16 protein-coding genes are annotated in these 19,229 nt (G+C 71.9%); 7 read left to right on the forward strand and 9 right to left on the reverse strand.

Annotation, left to right across the window (positions count from 1 at the left end):
- Position 1: 1 nt before the first annotated feature.
- From AB0M95_RS18435 to AB0M95_RS18455, 5 genes are read right to left on the reverse strand one after another with little or no spacing between them, the layout of a single operon-like run.
- Positions 2–784 carry an ABC transporter ATP-binding protein gene (locus tag AB0M95_RS18435; RefSeq protein ID WP_363765665.1) on the reverse strand — a complete coding sequence of 261 codons (783 nt, stop codon included), beginning with the start codon at positions 782–784 and terminating at the stop codon, positions 2–4.
- Complete coding sequence (locus tag AB0M95_RS18440) at positions 781–1,878, reverse strand: iron ABC transporter permease (RefSeq protein ID WP_363765668.1); 1,098 nt, start codon at positions 1,876–1,878, stop codon at positions 781–783. Before AB0M95_RS18440 ends, AB0M95_RS18435 begins: the two co-directional genes overlap by 4 nt.
- Before the next feature lie 2 nt (positions 1,879–1,880).
- Positions 1,881–3,149: an NtaA/DmoA family FMN-dependent monooxygenase gene (locus AB0M95_RS18445; RefSeq protein ID WP_363765671.1), complete on the reverse strand. Its 1,269-nt coding sequence runs from the start codon at positions 3,147–3,149 to the stop codon at positions 1,881–1,883.
- Positions 3,146–4,498 carry an NtaA/DmoA family FMN-dependent monooxygenase gene (locus AB0M95_RS18450; protein WP_363765674.1) on the reverse strand — a complete coding sequence of 451 codons (1,353 nt, stop codon included), beginning with the start codon at positions 4,496–4,498 and terminating at the stop codon, positions 3,146–3,148. Before AB0M95_RS18450 ends, AB0M95_RS18445 begins: the two co-directional genes overlap by 4 nt.
- Positions 4,495–5,601: an ABC transporter substrate-binding protein gene (locus tag AB0M95_RS18455; RefSeq protein WP_363765677.1), complete on the reverse strand. Its 1,107-nt coding sequence runs from the start codon at positions 5,599–5,601 to the stop codon at positions 4,495–4,497. The genes AB0M95_RS18450 and AB0M95_RS18455 overlap by 4 nt, the downstream gene beginning before the upstream one ends.
- 193 nt (positions 5,602–5,794) lie before the next feature.
- Between AB0M95_RS18455 and AB0M95_RS18460 the strand changes: the two genes are divergently transcribed.
- Complete coding sequence (locus tag AB0M95_RS18460; protein ID WP_363765680.1) at positions 5,795–6,415, forward strand: TetR/AcrR family transcriptional regulator; 621 nt, start codon at positions 5,795–5,797, stop codon at positions 6,413–6,415.
- Between the two features lie 182 nt (positions 6,416–6,597).
- Here the strand turns inward: AB0M95_RS18460 and ileS are convergent, their stop codons facing one another.
- Positions 6,598–9,783 carry an isoleucine--tRNA ligase gene (gene ileS / locus AB0M95_RS18465; protein WP_363765683.1) on the reverse strand — a complete coding sequence of 1,062 codons (3,186 nt, stop codon included), beginning with the start codon at positions 9,781–9,783 and terminating at the stop codon, positions 6,598–6,600.
- Positions 9,784–10,117: 334 nt separating this feature from the next.
- Between ileS and AB0M95_RS18470 the strand changes: the two genes are divergently transcribed.
- The 4 genes from AB0M95_RS18470 (at position 10,118) to AB0M95_RS18485 (ending at position 12,431) form a co-directional block, all read left to right on the forward strand.
- Positions 10,118–10,387, forward strand: a complete 270-nt coding sequence (locus AB0M95_RS18470) for a DUF167 domain-containing protein (protein WP_363765686.1) — start codon at positions 10,118–10,120, stop codon at positions 10,385–10,387.
- Between the two features lie 94 nt (positions 10,388–10,481).
- Positions 10,482–10,883, forward strand: a complete 402-nt coding sequence (locus tag AB0M95_RS18475) for a TraR/DksA C4-type zinc finger protein (RefSeq protein ID WP_363765751.1) — start codon at positions 10,482–10,484, stop codon at positions 10,881–10,883.
- Positions 10,856–11,509, forward strand: a complete 654-nt coding sequence (gene lspA, locus AB0M95_RS18480) for a signal peptidase II (RefSeq protein WP_363765689.1) — start codon at positions 10,856–10,858, stop codon at positions 11,507–11,509. The genes AB0M95_RS18475 and lspA overlap by 28 nt, the downstream gene beginning before the upstream one ends.
- Positions 11,502–12,431, forward strand: a complete 930-nt coding sequence (locus tag AB0M95_RS18485; RefSeq protein ID WP_363765692.1) for an RluA family pseudouridine synthase — start codon at positions 11,502–11,504, stop codon at positions 12,429–12,431. The genes lspA and AB0M95_RS18485 overlap by 8 nt, the downstream gene beginning before the upstream one ends.
- Positions 12,432–12,529: 98 nt before the next feature.
- Here AB0M95_RS18485 and AB0M95_RS18490 read toward each other — a convergent pair whose 3' ends face one another.
- The gene (locus tag AB0M95_RS18490; protein ID WP_363765695.1) at positions 12,530–14,167 is read right to left on the reverse strand and encodes a protein kinase; all 1,638 of its coding nucleotides are present in this window, start codon (positions 14,165–14,167) and stop codon (positions 12,530–12,532) included.
- 147 nt (positions 14,168–14,314) lie between these two features.
- A complete protein-coding gene (locus AB0M95_RS18495) occupies positions 14,315–14,917 on the reverse strand; it encodes a PadR family transcriptional regulator (protein ID WP_363765698.1) in 603 nt (200 codons plus the stop codon).
- 148 nt (positions 14,918–15,065) lie between these two features.
- Between AB0M95_RS18495 and AB0M95_RS18500 the strand changes: the two genes are divergently transcribed.
- On the forward strand, positions 15,066–15,458 hold the full coding sequence (locus AB0M95_RS18500) for a nuclear transport factor 2 family protein (protein ID WP_358513754.1): 393 nt from the start codon (positions 15,066–15,068) through the stop codon (positions 15,456–15,458).
- Between the two features lie 80 nt (positions 15,459–15,538).
- On the opposite strand, the gene AB0M95_RS18505 is transcribed toward AB0M95_RS18500, so the two are convergent.
- The gene (locus tag AB0M95_RS18505) at positions 15,539–17,905 is read right to left on the reverse strand and encodes a protein kinase (RefSeq protein ID WP_363765701.1); all 2,367 of its coding nucleotides are present in this window, start codon (positions 17,903–17,905) and stop codon (positions 15,539–15,541) included.
- A gap of 924 nt (positions 17,906–18,829) precedes the next feature.
- On the opposite strand from AB0M95_RS18505, the gene AB0M95_RS18510 reads away from it, so the two are divergent.
- On the forward strand, positions 18,830–19,228 hold the full coding sequence (locus AB0M95_RS18510; RefSeq protein WP_363765754.1) for a chorismate mutase: 399 nt from the start codon (positions 18,830–18,832) through the stop codon (positions 19,226–19,228).
- Position 19,229 lies beyond the last annotated feature (1 nt).

The following is a 19,229-nucleotide window of genomic DNA, read 5'->3' on the forward strand; positions in this document are numbered from 1 at the left end:
GTCAGTCTCCTGGGGTTTCGAAGAGTGCGGGGAAGACGTCGACCCGGGCCGGGCGCCGTTCGGCGATCACCTCGATGCCGTAGATCCGGGACAGGTCGACCGGCGAGAGCGCTTCTTGTGGTGACCCGGCGACCGCGATGCTGCCGTCCTCGAGCACCAGCACCTGGTTGCAGAAGTACGAGGCATGGGTGAGGTCGTGGATGGCGATCAGCGAGATGATCCGGTCCCGGTCGATGATCGACTTCACCAGCGACAGGGTCTCGATCTGGTAGCGCAGATCGAGGGCGGAGGTCGGCTCGTCCAGCAGCAGCACCTTGGGCTGCTGGGCCAGGGCGCGGGCGATCAGCACCCGCTGGGCCTGTCCTCCGGACAGTGATCCCACCTGACGGTCGGCGAATTCGCTTAGGCCGAGCTGGTCGATGGTGTCCTCGACGATGTCCCAGTCGTCGGCGGTCGGGCGGATCCGGATGCGCGGATTCCGGCCGAGCATCACGGTGTCCCGGACGGTGAGCTCGAATTCGCCGCCACCGCTCTGCGGCACGTAAGCCACCAGCCGGGCGGATTCCCGGCGTGGTAGCCGGAGCAGGCTGCGGTCGTCGTAGCGCACGTCCCCGGACCGGGGCCGATGGACCCGGGCCAGAACCTTGGTCAGCGTCGACTTGCCGGATCCGTTCGGTCCCAGCAGTCCGCAGAAGTCGCCGGCGGACAACGTAAAGCTGATGTCGGTGAGGATCTGTTTCCGGCCGTGGAAGAAGTTGATCTTGTCGACGGTCAGTTCGGTCATCGGGTCGTCCTGCGGGAGAGGATCAGATAGATGAACAGCGGCGCGCCGACCACGGCGATCACGATCCCGACCGGCACCACGATCGGCGCCAGCACGATCCGCCCGACCGTGTCGGCCGTGGCCAGCAGCAACGCACCGGTGACGATCGAGAACGGGACCAGGTGGCGATGGTCCGGTCCGATGATCAACCGGGCGATGTGCGGTCCGACCAGGCCGACGAAGCCGATCACCCCGCAGAGGCTGACCACCACCGCTGCCAGCAGCACGCTCAGCGCGATCAGCCCGAAGCGGATCAAGGTGACATTGGCGCCCAGGCTGCGGGCGGCGTCCTCCCCGGCGAAGGCGATCGCGTTCAGGTGCTTGGCGTTGATCATGATGATCACCGCCGACAGCACGGTGACGATGCCGATCGCCTGGAAGTCGCCCCAGGTCGCCTCGTTCACCGAGCCGAAGGTCCACCGGACGATCGCGGCCAGGGTGTTCTGGTCGGCGACGAACTGCATCGCCGAGGTGGCCGCCTCGAAGAGCTGGGTGAGGGCGATGCCGAGCAGGAGCACCGTCGCGGTGATCTGGCCGGAGGACTTGGTGTGGGCCAGGCCGAGCACGACCAGTGCTGCCGCCGCTGCGGTGACAAAGGCCGCCACCGTTGCCAGGAACCCGTTCCCGGCCCCGCCGCTGAGCACGATCACCAGCGCCGCCCCGAAGGCCGCCGCCGGTGACACGCCGAGGGTGAACGGACTCACCAGCGGGTTGCGCAGGATGGCCTGCATGACCACCCCGGCCAGCGACAGGGCCGCGCCGGCGGCGGCCGCCACCAGCACCCGGGGAAGCCGGAGCCCGGCGACGATGTCATAGGTCCGCTGGAAGTCGGCGGGGATGATCCGCCCGGTGCCGCCGATCCAGATGGTGCGGGCGACATCGGTGATCGCGATCCCGCCCGACCCGACCGCGACATAGGCGACCAGCAGGACGGCGGTGGCGGCGGTGACCCCGATCAGCGACGCGGCGCGGATCCGGAGGTACCGGCGTCGTGATCGCCGACTGCGGGTCGGCGCCGCGGCCTCCGCGGTCATCACCGCGGCCTCTGTCGTCATGTTCATCCCAGTCCCAGGTTCGCTCTCAGATTCGTGTCCGGATATGCCCTCGGATAGACGCCCTTGTCCTGGAGCAGCGGGACGACCTGCTCGACGACGTCGCGCAGATTGTCGGTCCCGGCGATGGTGTTGATCGTGAAGCCGTCGGCGGCCCCGGACCGCCACCAGTCGATCAGGTACGCCGCGATCCGTTCGGGGGTGTCGATCAGTGCGGTGGTCGACGCCGCCAGGGCCTCCTTGAGAGTCGGCCGTTGTCGGCGGACCAGGTCCTGAAGGCTGGCCGCGACACCCTGTGGCACCGGCCGGCCCGGTCGGTGGCTCTCCAGGTCGTCGATCACGATCGGCTCGTCGAGGTCCAGGCCGTCCAGCCGGCGACCGAGCCGGTCGGCGAGCCGGGCAACCTGCTCCTCGATCGGGCCACCGGACCGGACCAGATCATCGGTCGCCCGCTGCCGCTGCGCCTCGTCGGCGACGACGACGGGATTGATCAACGGTGCCACCAGCGGGGCGTCGCGCCGGCCGTGCCGGGCGGCCAGCTCCCGGAGCCGGCCGCGGAAGTCGGCCGCGTAGCCGCGGTCGTGGGCGATCGCGTACACGACGTCGGCGAACCGCGCGGCCAGGTCGACCCCGGCGGGCGAACCGCCGGCCTGCACCTGGACCGGCGGCCCGTACGGCGGCAGCGGCACGTTCAGCGGGCCGGCGACGGCGAAGTACCGCCCCTGCCAGTCGACCGGGTCGATCTCGCCCCATCCGTCCCGGGTCCGCCATGGATACCGCCAGCTGCCGAAGAGCCGGTGCACCAGGTCGAGGAATTCGGCGGCCCGTTCGTACCGGTGATCATGGTCGACGACCGGACCGCCGAAATTCGCCGCGACGCCCGGATCCAGGGAGGCGACCGCGTTCCAGCCCACCCGTCCGTCGCTGAGCAGATGGGCGCTGGCGAACTGGCGGGCCAGGGTGTAGGGCTGGTTGTAGTTCGCCGAGGCGGTCACCACCACCGAGATCTCCGGCACCCGGGAGGTGATCACCGCGGCCAGCAGCAACGGGTCGACGGTGTATTCGGGCAGCTGGTCGGAGACCAGTCGCAGTTGTGGCTGGTCGGCCAGGAAGACGGCGGCGAACCGGCCGCTGCGGGCCGTCTCGGCGAGGTCCACCCAGTGATCGGGCGAGAACAGCTCCGCCGCTCCGGCCGGTGCGTCGTCGATGCTGCGGGCCTGTAGCCCGCCGGCCGGGTTGATCCGGGCGGTCAGGAACAACGGCCGGTCCGTCACTCCCGATCGCCCCGATCGGCATCGAGCCTCAGACCGAGATGGCCGCGCAGGGTGGTGGCGGTGTAGTCGCGGCGGAAGATGCCCCGCTGCTGCAACAGCGGCACCACGGTCTCGGCGAATCCGGCGACCGAGGCGATGTCGGGCGGGATGATGTTGAAACCGTCGGCCGCGCCCGACCGCCACCAGCGTTCGAGTTCGTCGGCGAGCTGCTCGGGTGTCCCGACGAAGGCGTAGTGCCCGGCGCCCAGCAGCACCGCCCGGACCACATCCTCCAGGGTGTGACCGTCCTGCAGGGCGAAGCGGCGCAACAGCTCCGGCCTGCTCTGCCGGTAGAAGAGCTCACTGACGCCGACCGTGAACCGCTCGGCCGGGATCGGCAGGTCGCGGCGCAGACCGCTCAGATCGACCTGGCCGAGCTCGTGCCCGACCTGGCGCAGGGCCGAATCCCAGTCGGTGATCTCGGCGAGCTCCTGGTACCGCTGCCTGGCCTCCGCCTCGGTGCTGCCAAGGATCGGTTTGATCCCGGGCAGGATCCGGATGTCGTGCCGGCTGCGGCCGTACTGGCCGAGCCGGACCTCAAGGTCGTCGGCGTAGTCGATCGTGGCCCGGAGATCGGTGGCCGCGACGAACACGAGCTCCGCGTGACGGGCAGCGAAATCCTTGCCACTGTCCGACGCCCCGGCCTGCGCCAGCACCGGATAGGTCTGCGGGGACCGCGGCACCACCAGAGGGCCGGCGACCGCGAAATGATCACCGTCGTGGTCGATCGGACGGATCCGGTCCCGGTCGGCGTAGAGACCGCCCGGACTGCGGTCGATGACGATCGCATCCTCGTCCCAGCTGGTCCACAGCGACTTCGCGACGCGGACGTGTTCGTCGGCCCGCCGGTAGCGGTCCTGCTGGTCGCCGTAGGAGAAGGTCTTGCCGAAATTCTGCTCCCCGCCCTTGGAGGTGACGATGTTCCAACCGACCCGGCCGTTGCTGATGTGGTCCAGGGTCGCCAGTTGGCGGGCCAGCCCGTACGGCTCGGTGAAGCTGGTCGACGCGGTGACCACCAGGCCGATGTGTGACGTGGTCGCCGCCAACGCGGACAACTGCACGATGGAGTCCGGGCGGGCGAACGGCCGGACTCTGATGTCGCCGGCCAGATGCAGGCCGTCGGCGCGGAAGATCGCGTCGAATCGGGCGTCCTCGGCGATCCGGGCCAGCTCCTGGTAGAGCCCGAGCCCGTACAGCTCTTCGACCCGGCTGCCCGGCCGGCGCCAGCCGCCGGCGCCGAAGTCGCCGCCGATCAGCAGCGCGAGGTGGAGCTCGCCGCGTCCGTCCGGGCCGGTCGCCGGCGTCGTCACTTGTCCCCCGCGCCGGCGAAGTAGCCGGTCGAGCCGTCGAAGGAACTGCCGAGGAACTCCTTGGCCCACTGGTCGACGTAGCTGTCCGGGTCGACGTCGGCGAAGGCGTCCGGATGCAGCCATTTGCCGAAGTAGAGCGAGGAGAAGGTACGCCCGGCGGCATCCAGCGGTCCGGCGTTGTAGACGGTGACCCGGCCGGACTTGACCGCCTTCAGGCTCGACCAGCCCTTGCGCTGCAGCATCGCCGACAGCGTCGAGGTCAGCGTCGACTGCTCGACCGGCGGGAACTGGCTGATGTTCTCCCGCAGGATGACGTCCGGGTCGGCGACCAACACGTCGGCGGGGTCGACGGTGATCACCAGGCCGTCGTTGGTGTCGACGTCCTCGAAGATGTTGCGGCCACCGCCCTCGGTGATCGCCGCGGTCTTGCCGGACTTGGAGCCGGCGCTCGCGAAGTCCTTGGAGTCCTCGTAGTAGACCGGCACCCGGTCCAGCCCCTTGACCCGGTCCTTGACCAGCGCGTGCACCTTGTCGCTGAAGTTGATGATCTTGTCGGCCTGTTCCTGCTTGTTGAAGATCTTGCTGACGAGTCGGACGTTGTCGTTCCAGATCGTCGGATCCCAGACCGTCAGCACCAGGACCGGGATGTGGAAGGATTCCAGCTTCGTGGCGGCTTCCTCCCAGCCGCCGTTCCGCGGGACCACGACGAGGTCCGGTTTGGCGGCGACGATCTTCTCGTAGTTGAAGGCGCCGAAGTCGACACCGACCACGTCGTCCTTGCTGAAATGGCCGAACGGGGCCCGGAACACGCTGCGGTCGTCGATGCCGACGATCTTGTCCCGGACACCGAGTGCGATCAGTAGCTCGGTGTTGTAGCTGTTGATCGACACCACCCGCTTGACGTCGGCGGGCAGCGTCAGTTCACGCTTCTGCTCGTCGGTGACGGTGATCGTGGCCGGCGACGAGTCCGAGCCGGCGCCGGCGGCGGGCTTGCCGCCACATCCGGCCAGGGCGATGAGCAGGATCCCGAGCAACAGGACCACGGGTGCGGTCCCCGCCCGGACGGGGACGAGTCGTGAGCGCACTCCGACAGGAGCGGACATGGCCAACCTTTCACGCGAGAGTGGAGGACGATGCTTAAACCCACCAATTGGTCGGTTCTAGTATAACCTATATTCCCTACCTGTACTGGGGGAATATCTGTCCGGATGCCGGACAGCGCTTCCGCGGCCGTGACGTTGCCCGCGGCGGTACAGTCGGTGCCCGCCGGCAGTTGCTGATCAAGGACTGGACCCGATGACGAGAACCCGTCACAGCCCCAAGGGAGAGCGGATGCGCGAGGCGATCCTCGACGCCGCCGCGGAGCTCTTCTCCACCAGGGGGTATCGCGGCACCTCGGTGGACGCGATCGCCGAGGCCGCTGAGCTGTCGAAGGCAGGGCTGCTGCATCACTTCGCGAACAAGGAGACCCTGCTGTTCGCCGTGGTCCGCGAACGCGTCGGCATGGATGGAGCCGAGATGGCCGAACTCAGCCGGACCGACGTCGGCTTCGACAACCTGGAACGCTATGTCCGGCTGATCGAGCGCCGCTTCAGCGACCCGGGCTGGGTCCGGCTGTACACGGTGCTGCTCGCCGAGAGCCTGGACATCTCTCATCCGATCAACGACTACATGCGCTCCCGGGTGATGCGGCTGCGGCGCGTCGTGAGCCGGGCGCTGGACGCCGGGATCCGGGAGGGTCGGGTGGCCGCCGACGTCGACAAGGACGAGATCGCGGCGACCATCGTCGGTGCGGTCGACGGGTTGCGCATCCAACTGCTGCTCGCGCCGTCCTTCGACGCGGCGCGGGCCTTCCGCCGGCTGGTGGATTCGCTGCTGGAGCCCGTCCTCCAGCCGCAGCCCCAGCTCAAGTCCTGAGCCCGGGCCGTCGAGCCAAGTCGTCAGGCCGATGGTGACCTGCGGCTCCAGGTGCCGCTCCTTGGAGAAGCCGGGCTCGCGGAAGGAACCGCGCCGCGATAGAGGCCCCGGAACGCTCCGGGGCCTCTATCGCGGCGGCCCCGCGTCCGGTGAGCGAGGTCGCCGGACGGCGGGGTGTGCGGTCAGGGCCTGGCGCGGGTGAGGTGGAAGGTGAGCGCGAGGTCCTGGTCGTGGTGGGCGGGCACGTCGTGGGCGGGGGAGCCCTCGGTCATGCTGACCGCGAGGACCTCGTCGGCGACCTTGCCGCCGTCGGCGCGCAGGGCCTCGGCCAGGTCGCCGGAGGCCGTCCACCACAGGTCGATGCGGTCGGTGATCGACAGGCCGCTCGACTTGCGGGCGTCCTGGACCAGGCGGATCACGTCCCGCACGAGGCCGGCGCGCGACAGCTCCGGGGTGACCGTCAGGTCCAGGGCCACGGTCTCGCCGCTGCCCGACCCGGCGGCGCCGGTCTCGACGGCCCACCCGGCCCTCGGCTGCTCGGTGACGATCACGTCGTCCGCCCCGAGCTCGACCTCCGCGCCGTTCACGACGACGGTCGCCGTCCGCCCGGCGCGGATCAGCGCGGCCAGCTCGGCCGGGTCCGCCGCCGTGACGGCCGCCGCGACGTCCTTGGTGCCGCTGCCGAACCGCTTGCCGAGGGCCCGGAAGTTGGGCTTGACCGTGAACGACACCAGGTCGGCCGAGAACGCCGACAGGTCCTCCAGCGCCTGGACGTTGAGCTCGTCGGCGATCAGCTCGCGCAGCGACTCCGGCAGGGACGCCCAGCGCGCGCTGCCCACCAGGGCCCGCCCGAGCGGCTGGCGGGTCTTGACCCCGCTGCCCGCGCGGGCCGCCCTGCCGAGCTCGACCAGCCGCCGTACCAGCGCCATCTGCTCCGACAGTGCCGGGTCCAGCAGGGCCTCGTCCACCTCCGGCCAGGTGGCCAGGTGCACAGAGGAGGGCGCGTCGGGGGCGCGCAGCACGTCCCACAGGTAGTCGGTGAGGAACGGCACCAGGGGCGCGAGCAGCCGGGTCACCGTCTCCAGCGACTCGTACAGCGTGGCGAACGCCGCCGTGTCGCCGGACCAGAACCGGCGGCGCGACCGGCGGACGTACCAGTTGGACAGGTCGTCGAGGTAGTCGGTGAGCAGCCGCCCGGCGCGGGCGGTGTCGAAGACCTCCAGCGCCTCGGTGACGTCGGCGACGGCGCGGTTGAGCTCCGACAGCGCCCACCGGTCGATCAGCGGGCGGTCGGCGGGTGCCGGGGCCTCGGCCGCCTTGGACGGCGACCAGGACTCTGCGCCCGCGTACAGGGTGAAGAAGGACGTCGTGTTCCAGTAGGTCAGCAGGACCTTCCTGACGATCTCCTCCAGGCTGGCGTGCCCGACCCGGCGCGGCGACCACGGGGAGCCGGAGGTCGCCATGAACCAGCGCAGCGCGTCGGCGCCGTGCTGGTCCATCAGCGGGATCGGCTCCAGGACGTTGCCGAGGTGCTTGCTCATCTTGCGGCCGTCCTCGGCGAGGATCAGGCCGAGGCACAGCACGTTCTCGTAGGACGACCGGTCGAACACCAGCGTGCCGACGGCCATCAGCGAGTAGAACCAGCCGCGGGTCTGGTCCAGGGCCTCGCAGATGAACTGGCCGGGGTAGGACTGCTCGAAGACGTCCTTGTCGACGTGCGGTGCCCCCCACTGCGCGAACGGCATGGACCCCGAGTCGTACCAGGCGTCGATCACGTCCGGCACCCGCCGGGCCTCGGCGCCGCAGTCCGGGCAGGGGAAGGCGACGTCGTCGACGAACGGGCGGTGCGGGTCCAGGGCCGACAGGTCGCGCCCGGCGTGCTCGCCGAGCTCCTTCAGCGACCCGACGCAGGTGACGTGCGACTCGTCGGCCGTGCAGACCCACAGCGGCAGCGGCGTGCCCCAGTACCGCGACCGGGAAAGCGCCCAGTCGACGTTGTTGCGCAGCCACTCGCCGTACCGGCCGTCCTTGATCGTGGCCGGGAACCAGTTCGTGCGCTCGTTCTCGGCGAGCAGCCGGTCCTTGATCGCGGTGGTGCGGATGTACCAGGACGGGAGGGCGTAGTAGAGCAGGGCCGTGTGGCAGCGCCAGCAGTGCGGGTAGCTGTGGTCGAAGTGGGCGCCGCGGAACAGCAGGCCCCGGGCGCGCAGATCCTCGGTGAGGCCCTCGTCGGCGTCCTTGAAGAACTTGCCGCCGACCTGCGGGACCGTGGCCAGGAAGCGCCCGTCCGGGCCGATCGGGTTGACCACCGGCAGGCCGTACCGCTTGCAGGTCGTCATGTCGTCCGCGCCGAACGCCGGGGCCTGGTGGACCAGCCCGGTGCCGTCCTCGACCGTGACGTAGTCGGCGAGCACGACGTAATGGGCGCCGGGGATGTCGACCAGCTCGAACGGCCGGGAGTACGGCGTGTGCTCCAGCTCGGTGCCGGGCACGCGCTCGGTGACCGTCCAGCCCTCGCCGAGGGCGGCCTCCACCAGCGGCTCGGCGACGATCACCGGCTTCTCGCCCTCACGGGACGCCACGACGTAGGTCACGTCCGGGTGGACGGCCACGGCGGTGTTGGACACCAGCGTCCAGGGCGTGGTGGTCCAGATGAGCAGGTCGGCGCCCTCGAAGCGGCCCGCGGTCACCGGCATGCGGACGTACACCGACGGGCTGGAGACGGTCTCGTACCCGCCGGGCTGGCCGAGCTCGTGGTCGGACAGGCCGGTGCCGCAGCGCGGGCAGTACGGGGTGATCCGGAAGTCGCGGAACAGCAGGCCCTTGTCCCAGATGACCTTCAGCGACCACCAGACGGCCTCGACGTACGACGGGTCCATCGTGCGGTACGCCTGGGACATGTCGACCCAGTAGCCCATGCGCTCGGTCATCGCCTCGAACGCGTCGACGTGACGCTCGACCGACTCGCGGCAGCGCCGGTTGAACTCGGCGATGCCGTACGCCTCGATCTCGGGCTTGCCGGACAGGCCGAGCTCGCGCTCGACGGCGACCTCGACGGGCAGGCCGTGGCAGTCCCACCCGGCCTTGCGGGCGACGTGGTAGCCGCGCATCGACTTGTAGCGGGGGAAGACGTCCTTGAAGACGCGGGCCTCGACGTGGTGGACGCCGGGCATGCCGTTGGCGGTGGGCGGGCCCTCGAAGAACACCCAGGACGGGCCGCCGGCGTTCTGCTCCAGCGAGCGCTCGAAGACCTTGCCGTCACGCCAGCGGTCGAGCACCTCGGCCTCGAAGGCCGGCAGGTCGGCCTGCGGGGGCAGGGGCCTGAAGTACGGTGAGGACGGTGAGGACGGGGCCGACGACGTAGACATGGTAGGGGTGGACCTCCACGCGAGCTGATTTCTCCATGGCGTGGAGGGACGAGGCCAGGAAGCCCCGCGGTACCACCCTCCTTGACCCCTTCCGAGAATCTCCCGAAAAGAGGCCCACTCTTGTCTGCGCTGCCGGTTCTACTGGGCTCCGCCCGGCGCTGGGCCGGTCTGGGCCGTTCTTCCGGCGGCTCCGGGGTGATCTTCCCTCCGGCTCTCGCCCCGGGCTTCCACCGTCCCCGGGTCGCTCGTGCGAGGTGGGCACGGAGGTACTCGTCCCATCGACGCCTTGCAAACTAAAACGATATCCCACCCCAGGGAGAGGACCGACACATTTATGAGGCTGGCGATCAGGGTACGGCCGGGCGCCGCGCGCGAGTCCGTCGGCGGCGCCTACGGCGAGAGCGCCATTGTGGTGAAGGTGAACGCCCGTGCGGTCGACGGCCGGGCCACCGAGGCGGCGCTGCGGGCCGTCGCCGAGGCGTTCGGCGTGCGCCGCTCCGACGTGCGTCTGGTAACCGGAGCGACAAGCAGGGATAAGGTCGTGGAGATCCTCGGCAACGACCAGGAATTGACCGAAAGGGCCACGACGTTACGCATGGCGTAAACGGTCGGCGCGTCGTTTGTTCTTCCGAAATGGCCGACCTATGCTTCCCGCACTGTTCATCTGGTCGAGCGGCGAGGAGACCTTCATGGCGGGCATGACGCGGGCGGCCAAGACCGCCACCGAGACGAGCGGCGACGCCGTATGGACCGGCCGGGAACTGGCCGCGGTCCGCGACCGCCTCCACGGGGAGATCGAGGAGCTCAGCGCCGAGGTCGCCAGGTCCGAGTCGCAGATCGCCTCGGGCGACATCAGCGACAGCGCCGGGGACGACCAGGCGGACGCGGGCGCCAAGACCTATGAGCGGGAACGTGAGATCGCCCTTACCCTGAATGCGCGCGACCTCATCGCGCAGAACGAGCGGGCGATCGTCCGTATCGACGCGGGAACCTACGGAGTGTGCGAATCGTGCCACAAGCCGATCGGCAAGGAACGCCTTCAGGCGTTCCCGAGGGCGACGCTGTGCGTGTCGTGCAAGCAGCGGGAGGAGCGCCGCTGATTCCCCCGACGGACGCCTCGGGCCGCCCTCCCGGCGGCCCCGGGTCCGCGCGCGCCCGGCGCATGGGCGGCCTCGTGGTCGTCGCGGTCCTCGTCTACGTGCTCGACCTGATCAGCAAGACCATCGTGGTACGGGAGCTCGAGGGCAAGGATCCGATCCGGCTGATCGGCGACCTGCTCCAGCTTCGCGTCATCCGTAACTCCGGCGCGGCGTTCAGCATCGGCACCGGAATGACGATCATCTTCACGGTCATCGCCCTCGGTGTGGTGATCGCGATCCTGCGGACGGCCCGGCGGCTGCGCAGCGTCCCCTGGGCGATCACCCTCGGCCTGCTGCTCGGCGGCGCCCTCGGCAACCTCACCGACCGCCTCTTCCGCGCCCCCGCCCCCCTCCAGGGGCACGTCGTCGACTGGATCGAGGCCTTCCCCGGGCACTTCCCCGTCTTCAACGTCGCCGACTCCGCGATCGTCTGCGGGGGCATCCTCGCCGTGCTGCTCGCCTGGCGGGGCCACCAGCTCGACGGCTCGCGCGCCGGCGACGAGGCCGCGGCCTCAGCCGGGTCTTCCCCGGAGTCCTCGGAGTCGCCGGAGTCCTCGGGGGAGCGGGGAGGTGAGCGGCATGGGTGAGCTGCGCAGCCTCCCGGTGCCCGACGGGCTGGAGGGTGAGCGCCTCGACGCCGCGCTGGCCCGCCTCTTCGGCTTCTCGCGCACCCTCGCCGCCGACCTGATCTCCTCGGGCGACGTCCAGGTCGACGGCGCGCCCGCCGCCAAGTCCGACCGCGTGCACGCCGGCGCGTGGCTGGACGTCGTGATCCCCCCGCCGCCCACCACGCCGATGCCGGTCGCCGAGCCCGTGCCCGGCATGCGCGTCCTGTACGAGGACGACGACATCGTGGTGGTCGACAAGCCGATCGGCGTGGCCGCCCACCCGACCGTGGGCTGGACGGGGCCGACCGTCATCGGCGGCCTGCTGGGCGCCGGGCACAAGGTGGCCACCAGCGGCGCGGCCGAGCGGCAGGGCATCGTCCACCGCCTGGACGCCAACACGACCGGCGTCATGGTCGTCGCCAAGAGCGAGGTCGCCTACTCCCGGCTGAAGCGGGCCTTCAAGGAGCGCACGGTCGAGAAGCGCTACCACGCGCTGGTCCAGGGCCACCCCGATCCGTTGCGCGGCACCGTGGACGCGCCCATCGACCGGCATCCGGCGGGGGACGGCAGGTTCGCCGTGGTCGCCGGAGGCAAGCCGTCGATCACCCACTACGACACGATCGAGGCGTTCCGGGCGGCGTCGCTGCTCGACATCAGGCTGGAGACCGGCCGCACCCACCAGATCCGCGTGCACATGGCGGCCACCCGCCACCCGTGCGTGGGCGACCTCGCCTACGGCGCCGATCCGACGCTCGCGGCCCGCCTCGGCGTGACCCGCCAGTGGCTGCACGCCGTCTCGCTCGGCTTCGACCATCCGGTCACCGGCGAGTGGGTGACCTTCACCAGCGACTACCCGGCCGAGCTCGCCCGCGCCCTGGACGTGGTCCGCGCGGAGTCCTGACCGGCGGCGGGCCCGGGGCGCTCTCACATCCGGTTTCGCCCCGGGGCTCCTGGCATGATCGCCGAGCTATCCGAAAACCTGGCACCTGCCCCTGAGAGTCAGGAAGGTCGGAAACTTCTCGCAAACGCGTCGAAATAGGCAGATTGCGCCTGCCACTGCGCCGCGGGGATGTGCAGGTACATCGCGAAGTGCCGCCCGTCGGCGGAGGTGAACGCGCGGTCCAGGACGTGGGCCACGCCCGAGTCCATCCGCCAGATGAACTCCCAGTCGGCCGCCGGCCGCCCCTTGTACGTGAGCGACCGCAGCGAGACCAGCCCGTAGCCGGGCAGCCTGCCCTCGGCCAGCGACTGCCTCTCGACCGTGCGCAGCGCCGCCAGCGGATCGGCGTCGGCCCAGCGGGTCAGGTCGATCAGGAGGTAGCTCCCCGAGCCGGGAGCCCGGAACCACACGCGGGACGGCTCGCGGTCGACCTCCTTCCAGCCGGGCGGGAGGGAGACGGTGAACCCCAGGCGGTCGGTGTGGGGGCGCCAGTCGCGCGGCACGCCGGTACTGGTGGCCGATGGCGACGTGGGCGACGGCGCGGCCGAGGTGGGCGACGTGGACGGCTTTGCGGCCGGCTCCGTGGGCGACGGTTCCGGGCCCGTGGTCACGCCCGCCGAGGACGTCACGCTCGGCGAGGGGGGCGGGGCGGGCGTTGCGTCGTCCGCGACTCGCATGTAGCCGTACCAGCCGGCCCCGGCGACCACGAGAAGCAGCGGCACGCCGACGAGCGGCCCGAGCACGCGCGACCGGCGACGCGGCACGCCGGCGGTGGCGGACGGGCTCGTGGACCACGGGATCGGCATCTCGGGCGAGGTGGCGGGCAGCGGAACGGAGGGCTCGGCGCGCCGGCGCGCCTGCCTGCTGCCGCGCGGCGACTCGCCCGCCGCCACCCGCCCGAGGGCCTCGGCGGCGTCCGCGGCGGACATGCGCCGGGCCGGGTCCTTGCGCAGCAGGCCGTCGAGCACCGGGGCCAGCGGCCCCGCGTGACGGGCGGGCTCGGGCTCGTCGTTGAGGACGGCCGCCATCGTGGGTACGGGCGCGCCCCGGTCGAACGGCGGTCTGCCCTCGACGGCGGCGTACAGCGTGGCGCCGAGCGACCACAGGTCCGACTCCGGCACGGCGGGAAGGCCCCGCAGCCGCTCCGGCGGCAGGAAGGCGGGGGTGCCCGACAGGCTGCCGGTCGTGGTGAGCGCGGTCTCCATGGGCATCGTGGCGATGCCGAAGTCGGTGAGCACGACCCGCCCGGCGTCGGTGAGCAGGACGTTCTCGGGTTTGACGTCGCGGTGCAGCACCCCGGCGGCGTGCGCGGCGCGCAGGGCCCCGAGCACCTGAACGCCGATCTCGGCGACCCGGCGCGGCGCCTGTGGGCCGTCCTCGCGCAGCACCTGGCCGAGCGAGCGGGATCGCACGAGCTGCATGACGATCCAGGGCCGGCCGTCCTCCTCGATGACGTCGTGCACCACGACCACCGACGGGTGGTCCAGCCGCCCGGCCGCCCGCGCCTCGCGGATGGTGCGCATTGTGAAGGCCGCGCGCTCCTGCTCGCTCACCGCGTGGTGGAGGACCTCCTTGACCGCCACGGGCCGGTCGAGCAGCTCGTCGTGGGCGCGCCAGACCACCCCCATGCCGCCCTGGCCGATGGGTTCCAGCAGCCGGTACCGTCCCGCCACCCGCCGCTGCGTCTCCGCCGTCACCTCGCCCCCCTTCGCTCCGGTTTCCGATCGTCCCACAGTGTGCCGGGCCGGGACACCAGACCAGGCCGGGCCCGCCGCGCTCACGTGACGTGCCCGCCCGGCGCCCCGCCTCTCACCGGGCCGCTCATCGGGGGCGGTGTGCCGGCCTCACGGCCGGACGCGCGCGGGGCCGGGCGCCTCCTCGGGGGTTCCGGCCGCGGCCGAGCGGCGATCCAGCACGGCCAGGGCCCACGCGCCCCACCGGTGGTTCTCGCGTTCGAAGAACAGGCCGCGCGTCAGCGTCAGGTAGGGGCCGACGCGCTCGGCGCGCGCCAGGTACTCCTCCTCGCTGCGGCCGTCCAGCATGCGGGCGCGCAGCCGTTCGAACCGGGCGATCTTCGCCTGGGCCCAGGCCATGCGCTCCTCGATGGCGGCGCGCACGGCCTCGGCGTCTCCGGCGTCCACGGACTGCACCTTGACCATCAGCTCGTCGCGGATCGCGCCCGGGCGCGGCGGCGCGGCGGTGAAGTCGCGCAGCACACCGCGCCCGGCCTCGGTCAGGGAGAACAGCCGCTTGTTGGGACGGCGCTCCTGCTGGACGACGCGCGCCCGGACCAGGCCCTCGGCCTGCATCCTGTCCAGCTCCCGGTAGAGCTGCTGAGGAGTGGCCATCCAGAAGTTCGCGACCGACGCGTCGAACCCCTTGGCCAGGTCGTACCCGGACGCCTCGCCCTCGAGGAGCGCGGCCATGACCGCGTGGCGCAATGACATGAGCCCACGATATCTCCGCGTTGACTGGTCGTCCCGTTCATTAGTCAACGAATTGACCATTCACGGCGGCCGGTATCTCTGGACGGCCCCGAGCGGCGGGCGGTACCGTCGAAAGCACATAGTCAACAAGTTGAATATGGGGGAAGCGATGCATCCGTTCCGCAAGGCCGTCGAGTCCGGGGACATGGCGGCGCTCGAGGAGCTGCTCGCCGAGAACGTCGTGTTCACCAGCCCGGTCGCGTTCCAGCCGTATTCGGGCAAGGCGCTCACGGCGGCGATCCTCCGCGGCGCCGCGCGGGTGTTCGAGGACTTCCGCTACATCCGCGAGATCGCCGGCGAGGACGGCCGCGACCACGCGTTCGTCTTCCAGGCCACGGTGAACGGCCGGCAGGTACACGGCTGCGACTTCGTGCACGTCGACGAGAACGGCCTCATCGACGACCTCACGGTGATGGTCCGGCCGCTGACGGGGGCGAACGCCCTGGCCGAGGCGATGGGGGAGCAGTTCGAGCAGATCAGGCGCGAGGCGCTGAACGCGTGAGGGACGCCGGCGCGATCGTCACCGGGGGCCGGGCGACGCCCGCCTGACCCCCGGGTTCTTCTTCACGGGCGCCCGGCCGGTCACCTGGGCTTGAACGTGGCCGCCAAGGTCTCGAAGAGCTTCTTCTTGTCCTTCCAGTCCTTGTCGTCGGTCTTGTACAGCAGCGCGAAGCCGTTGTTGTCGTCGGTGACGAACCCGCGGTCGATCACACGGGACCGGTACCGGCTGTCGCCGAAGGTGAACTCCCAGTCGGCGGCGGTCTGCCAGTAGTCCTTGACCTCTCTGATCGCGATCAGCTTGTAGGCGGGGAAGTTGTGGCTCATGCCCGGCGCGTCGCGCTGCCAGGTCTTCAGCGCGTTCTTCTCCGGGGTGGTGGTGTGGTGGACCTCAAGGTAGGTGTGCGAGTCCCCGCGGAAGCGGATCAGGCCATTGCCGTTCCCGGCCGGGTGCCACCCCTTCGGCAGCGCCACGGAGAACTTCGCGTGCGTGTACTTGTGCCACCCCTCCGGGACGTCGCCCGGGCCGATGGCGGCCGGCTTGGGGGTCGGCGACGGCTTCGGCGACTCGCTCGGTGAGGCGGAGGGGGAGCCCGCCGGTGTCGACGAGCCCCCGGGCGGCGAGGACGGCACGCCCGAGGCCCGGTCGGAGACGGCCGGGGGAGTGGGGTTCTTCCCGGCCTCCGACGCGCCCTGCGGGGTGTCGGAGGCGTCGTGCGCCCCCAGCCACAGCGCGACCCCGGCGACGATCAGCACGACGGGGATGACCACCAGGACGACGCGCGTGAACGGCATCGGCCGCCGGGGGCCGTCCCCCGCCTCGCCGGGCGCGGGCTCGATAGTCGTCGGCGAGCCGCCGGAGGTCTCCCAGAAGCCGGAGAACGCCGAGGGCTCCGGAGCCTGCGCGGAGGCGGGGGGGCGCTCGGCGGCGAAGACACCGGACGCCTCCGGCCGGGCGTCCTCGTACGGGCGCCTGCGCGTCTCCAGTCGCGTCTCGGCCTCGGTGCGGCCCGGCTGCCGGGGCACCCGCGTCGGACGGTTCGCCTCCGCGGCCTCCTCGGCGTCACTGGGGCGCGCCTGAGCGGGGACGGCGGGCTTGACCGGCTGGACGGGGGCGGCGGCGATCCTCGCGGACGCCTTCCCGGGACGCGCGGACGCCTCTGGCTTCGTGCCCCGCGGCTCCGCGTCGCCGGGCTCATCCGGCGTTTCCCGTGCCGCGGTCTGTGCCACGGCGGGGGGCTCGGTGGGCGTCTCGGCGGGCGCGGCCTCCCCGGTCGCCTTCGCCTTCGCCTCCCGGCCCGCGGGCGCGGTCTCCGAGCTCTCCTCCGGCGCGCCGGCGGCCGGGGACACGTCCTCGGCAGGGGCCACGTCCTCGCCGGGCGCGTCCTGGACGGGCGCCGGGGCCTCGGCGGGCGCGGGGACCTTGGGCGGGGCGGACACCCCCGTGGCCGGGATGAAGGACACGGCCTCCTCGCCCGCCTCCGCCGGGGACGCGGCCTCGGCCGGAGAGGGAACCGCGTCCTCGGGCCGTGGCCGCTTGCGCGGAGGGCTCGTGGCGGGGATCGGATGCGGGGCGGCGGGCAGGGTCTGCATGCTCGACCGCGGAGTGGCGGAGCGGTCCTCTGCGATGGCGCGCAGCATGCGCTCGGCCTGGTCCGCGGTGAGGCGGCGCTGCGGGTTCTTCTCCAGCAGGCCCATCAGCACGGCGCCGAGCCGCCCGGCGCGCGGCGCGGGCTCGGGCTCGTCGTTCAGCACGGCGTGCATCGTGGCCATCGCCATGCCCTTGTCGTGCGGCGGGCGACCCTCGACGGCGGCGTACAGCGTGGCGCCGAGCGACCAGAAGTCCGACTCGCGCTGGGCAGGGTACCCGCGCAGCCGTTCGGGGGCGATGAAGGCGGGCGTGCCGACGAGCCCGGTGCGGGTCATCGTCGTGTCGGTCTCCATGCGGGCGATGCCGAAGTCGGTGAGCACGACGCGGCCGTCGTCGGTGAGCAGGACGTTCTCGGGTTTGACGTCGCGGTGCAGCACCCCGGCGGCGTGCGCGTTGCGCAGGGCCTCCAGCAGGCGCAGGCCGATCTCGGCCACCATGCGGACCGGCAGCGGCCCATCCTCGCGCAGCACCTGGCCGAGGGAGCGGCTGTCGACGAGCTGCATGACGATCCAGGGGCGGCCGTTCTCCTCGATGACGTCGTGCACCACGACGACGTTCGGATGGTTGAGCCTGCCGGCCGCGCGCGCCTCGCGCAGCGTGCGGCGGTTGAGCTCGGCCACCTCGTCGTCGTCCGGGTCTCCGGGGTAGCGGACCTCCTTCACCGCGACGACCCGGTCGAGCAGTTCGTCGTGGGCGCGCCAGACGACGCCCATGCCTCCGCGGCCGATCGGCTCCAGGAGCTGGTAGCGGTCGGCTACGCGGCGCCCCTGCTGCCGGCCACCCGGCCGTGCTTCCGACATCACCCGCCGCTACCCCCTTTCAGCCGACTGAATCGTCCCATAGCGGTGCGCACGTGCAAACGCGGCTTCGGGGAAAGTGTCCGGTATCTGAGATGCTGTGTCCGACTGGTGGCCGTCGCTGCTAATCTTGATGCCGTGACTTGCTGTTTCGTGTTTACCAGGCCGGTTCCGGGAGGGCCGGTCGCCGTTGACATGATCTAGCGACCATCCGGAGCCGGCACGAGGGCGGAGACGGCGGCGTCTTCGCCTTCGTCGTTTCAGACCCGCCGGCTCGCGGACTCGACGCGGCCGGCGCCCACCTAGGGAGCCGACATGTCATCGACCGGGCAGCCCGGCAGGCGCGCGGTGCGCATCGGAAGCCTCACCGTAGGGGAAGGTCCCGCCGTGGTCTTCGCGGGGCCTCCGCAGGCGGACGGGCACCACATGAGCCTCACGCGCCTGCGCCCCGGGGACCGCCACGGCGCGGTCGCCGCGGCCCGCGCCGCGTCGGACGGCCCGCTGCTCGTCGAGCCCGCGGACGTCGAGGACCTGCCCGGCGTCGCGGCGCACGCCGACGGCCTGATCGTCCCGGCAGGGGGCGACGACGCGCTCCTGCGGGCGGCCGCGCGCCTGGGCCTGCCGGTGGTCGTGCGGCGCGGCCCGGCGTCCCTCGGCGCGTGGCTGGCCGCCGCCGGAGCGTGCCTGGACGGCGGAGCGGCCGGGGTGGTGCTGTGCGAGGACGGCGCGCGGGCGGCGGACGGCCACCTGTCCGTCGACCTCGGGCTGGTCCGTGCGGCCCGCGAGCGCCGCGGGCACCCCGTCCTCGCCTCGCCCGGGGACGGCGCCGGGCTGGCGGCGGCCGTGGTCGCGGCGGGCGCGGACGGCCTGTGGCTGGACGAGGACGCCCCCGCCGCGCACGCCGAGGCGGCGCGCGAGGCCGTCGTCGTGGTCGGCGCGCTCGTCCGCGAGGAGCGTCCCGCCACCGTCGCGGCCGCGCGCGAGGCGATCGACCGGGCCGACGCGGCGCTCGCCGTGATCCTGGAGCGCCGGGCCGCCCTGGCCGGCGTCGTCCAGCGGCTCAAGCCGGTCGGCGGGTTCGCCGGGCGCGACCCCGAACGCGAGCGGCGGATCGTCGCCGCGATGGCCCGCCGCGCGCCCCGCCTCGGCGAGGCACGGCTGGCGCCGATCATGAAGGCGGTGATCGAGAGCGGCCTCCACCTCGCCGAAGAGGTCAGGGCCGCTTCGAGGGACAATGGCCAGGAACCCGCGCCGCGAGACCGCCCGGCGGGCACGGCCGGCACGCAGGCGCTCGCCGGTGGCCGGCAGGATCACGATCGAGACTGAC

It is taken from the genome of Sphaerisporangium sp. NPDC051017, from assembly GCF_040683095.1.
Lineage (GTDB): Bacteria > Actinomycetota > Actinomycetes > Streptosporangiales > Streptosporangiaceae > Sphaerisporangium.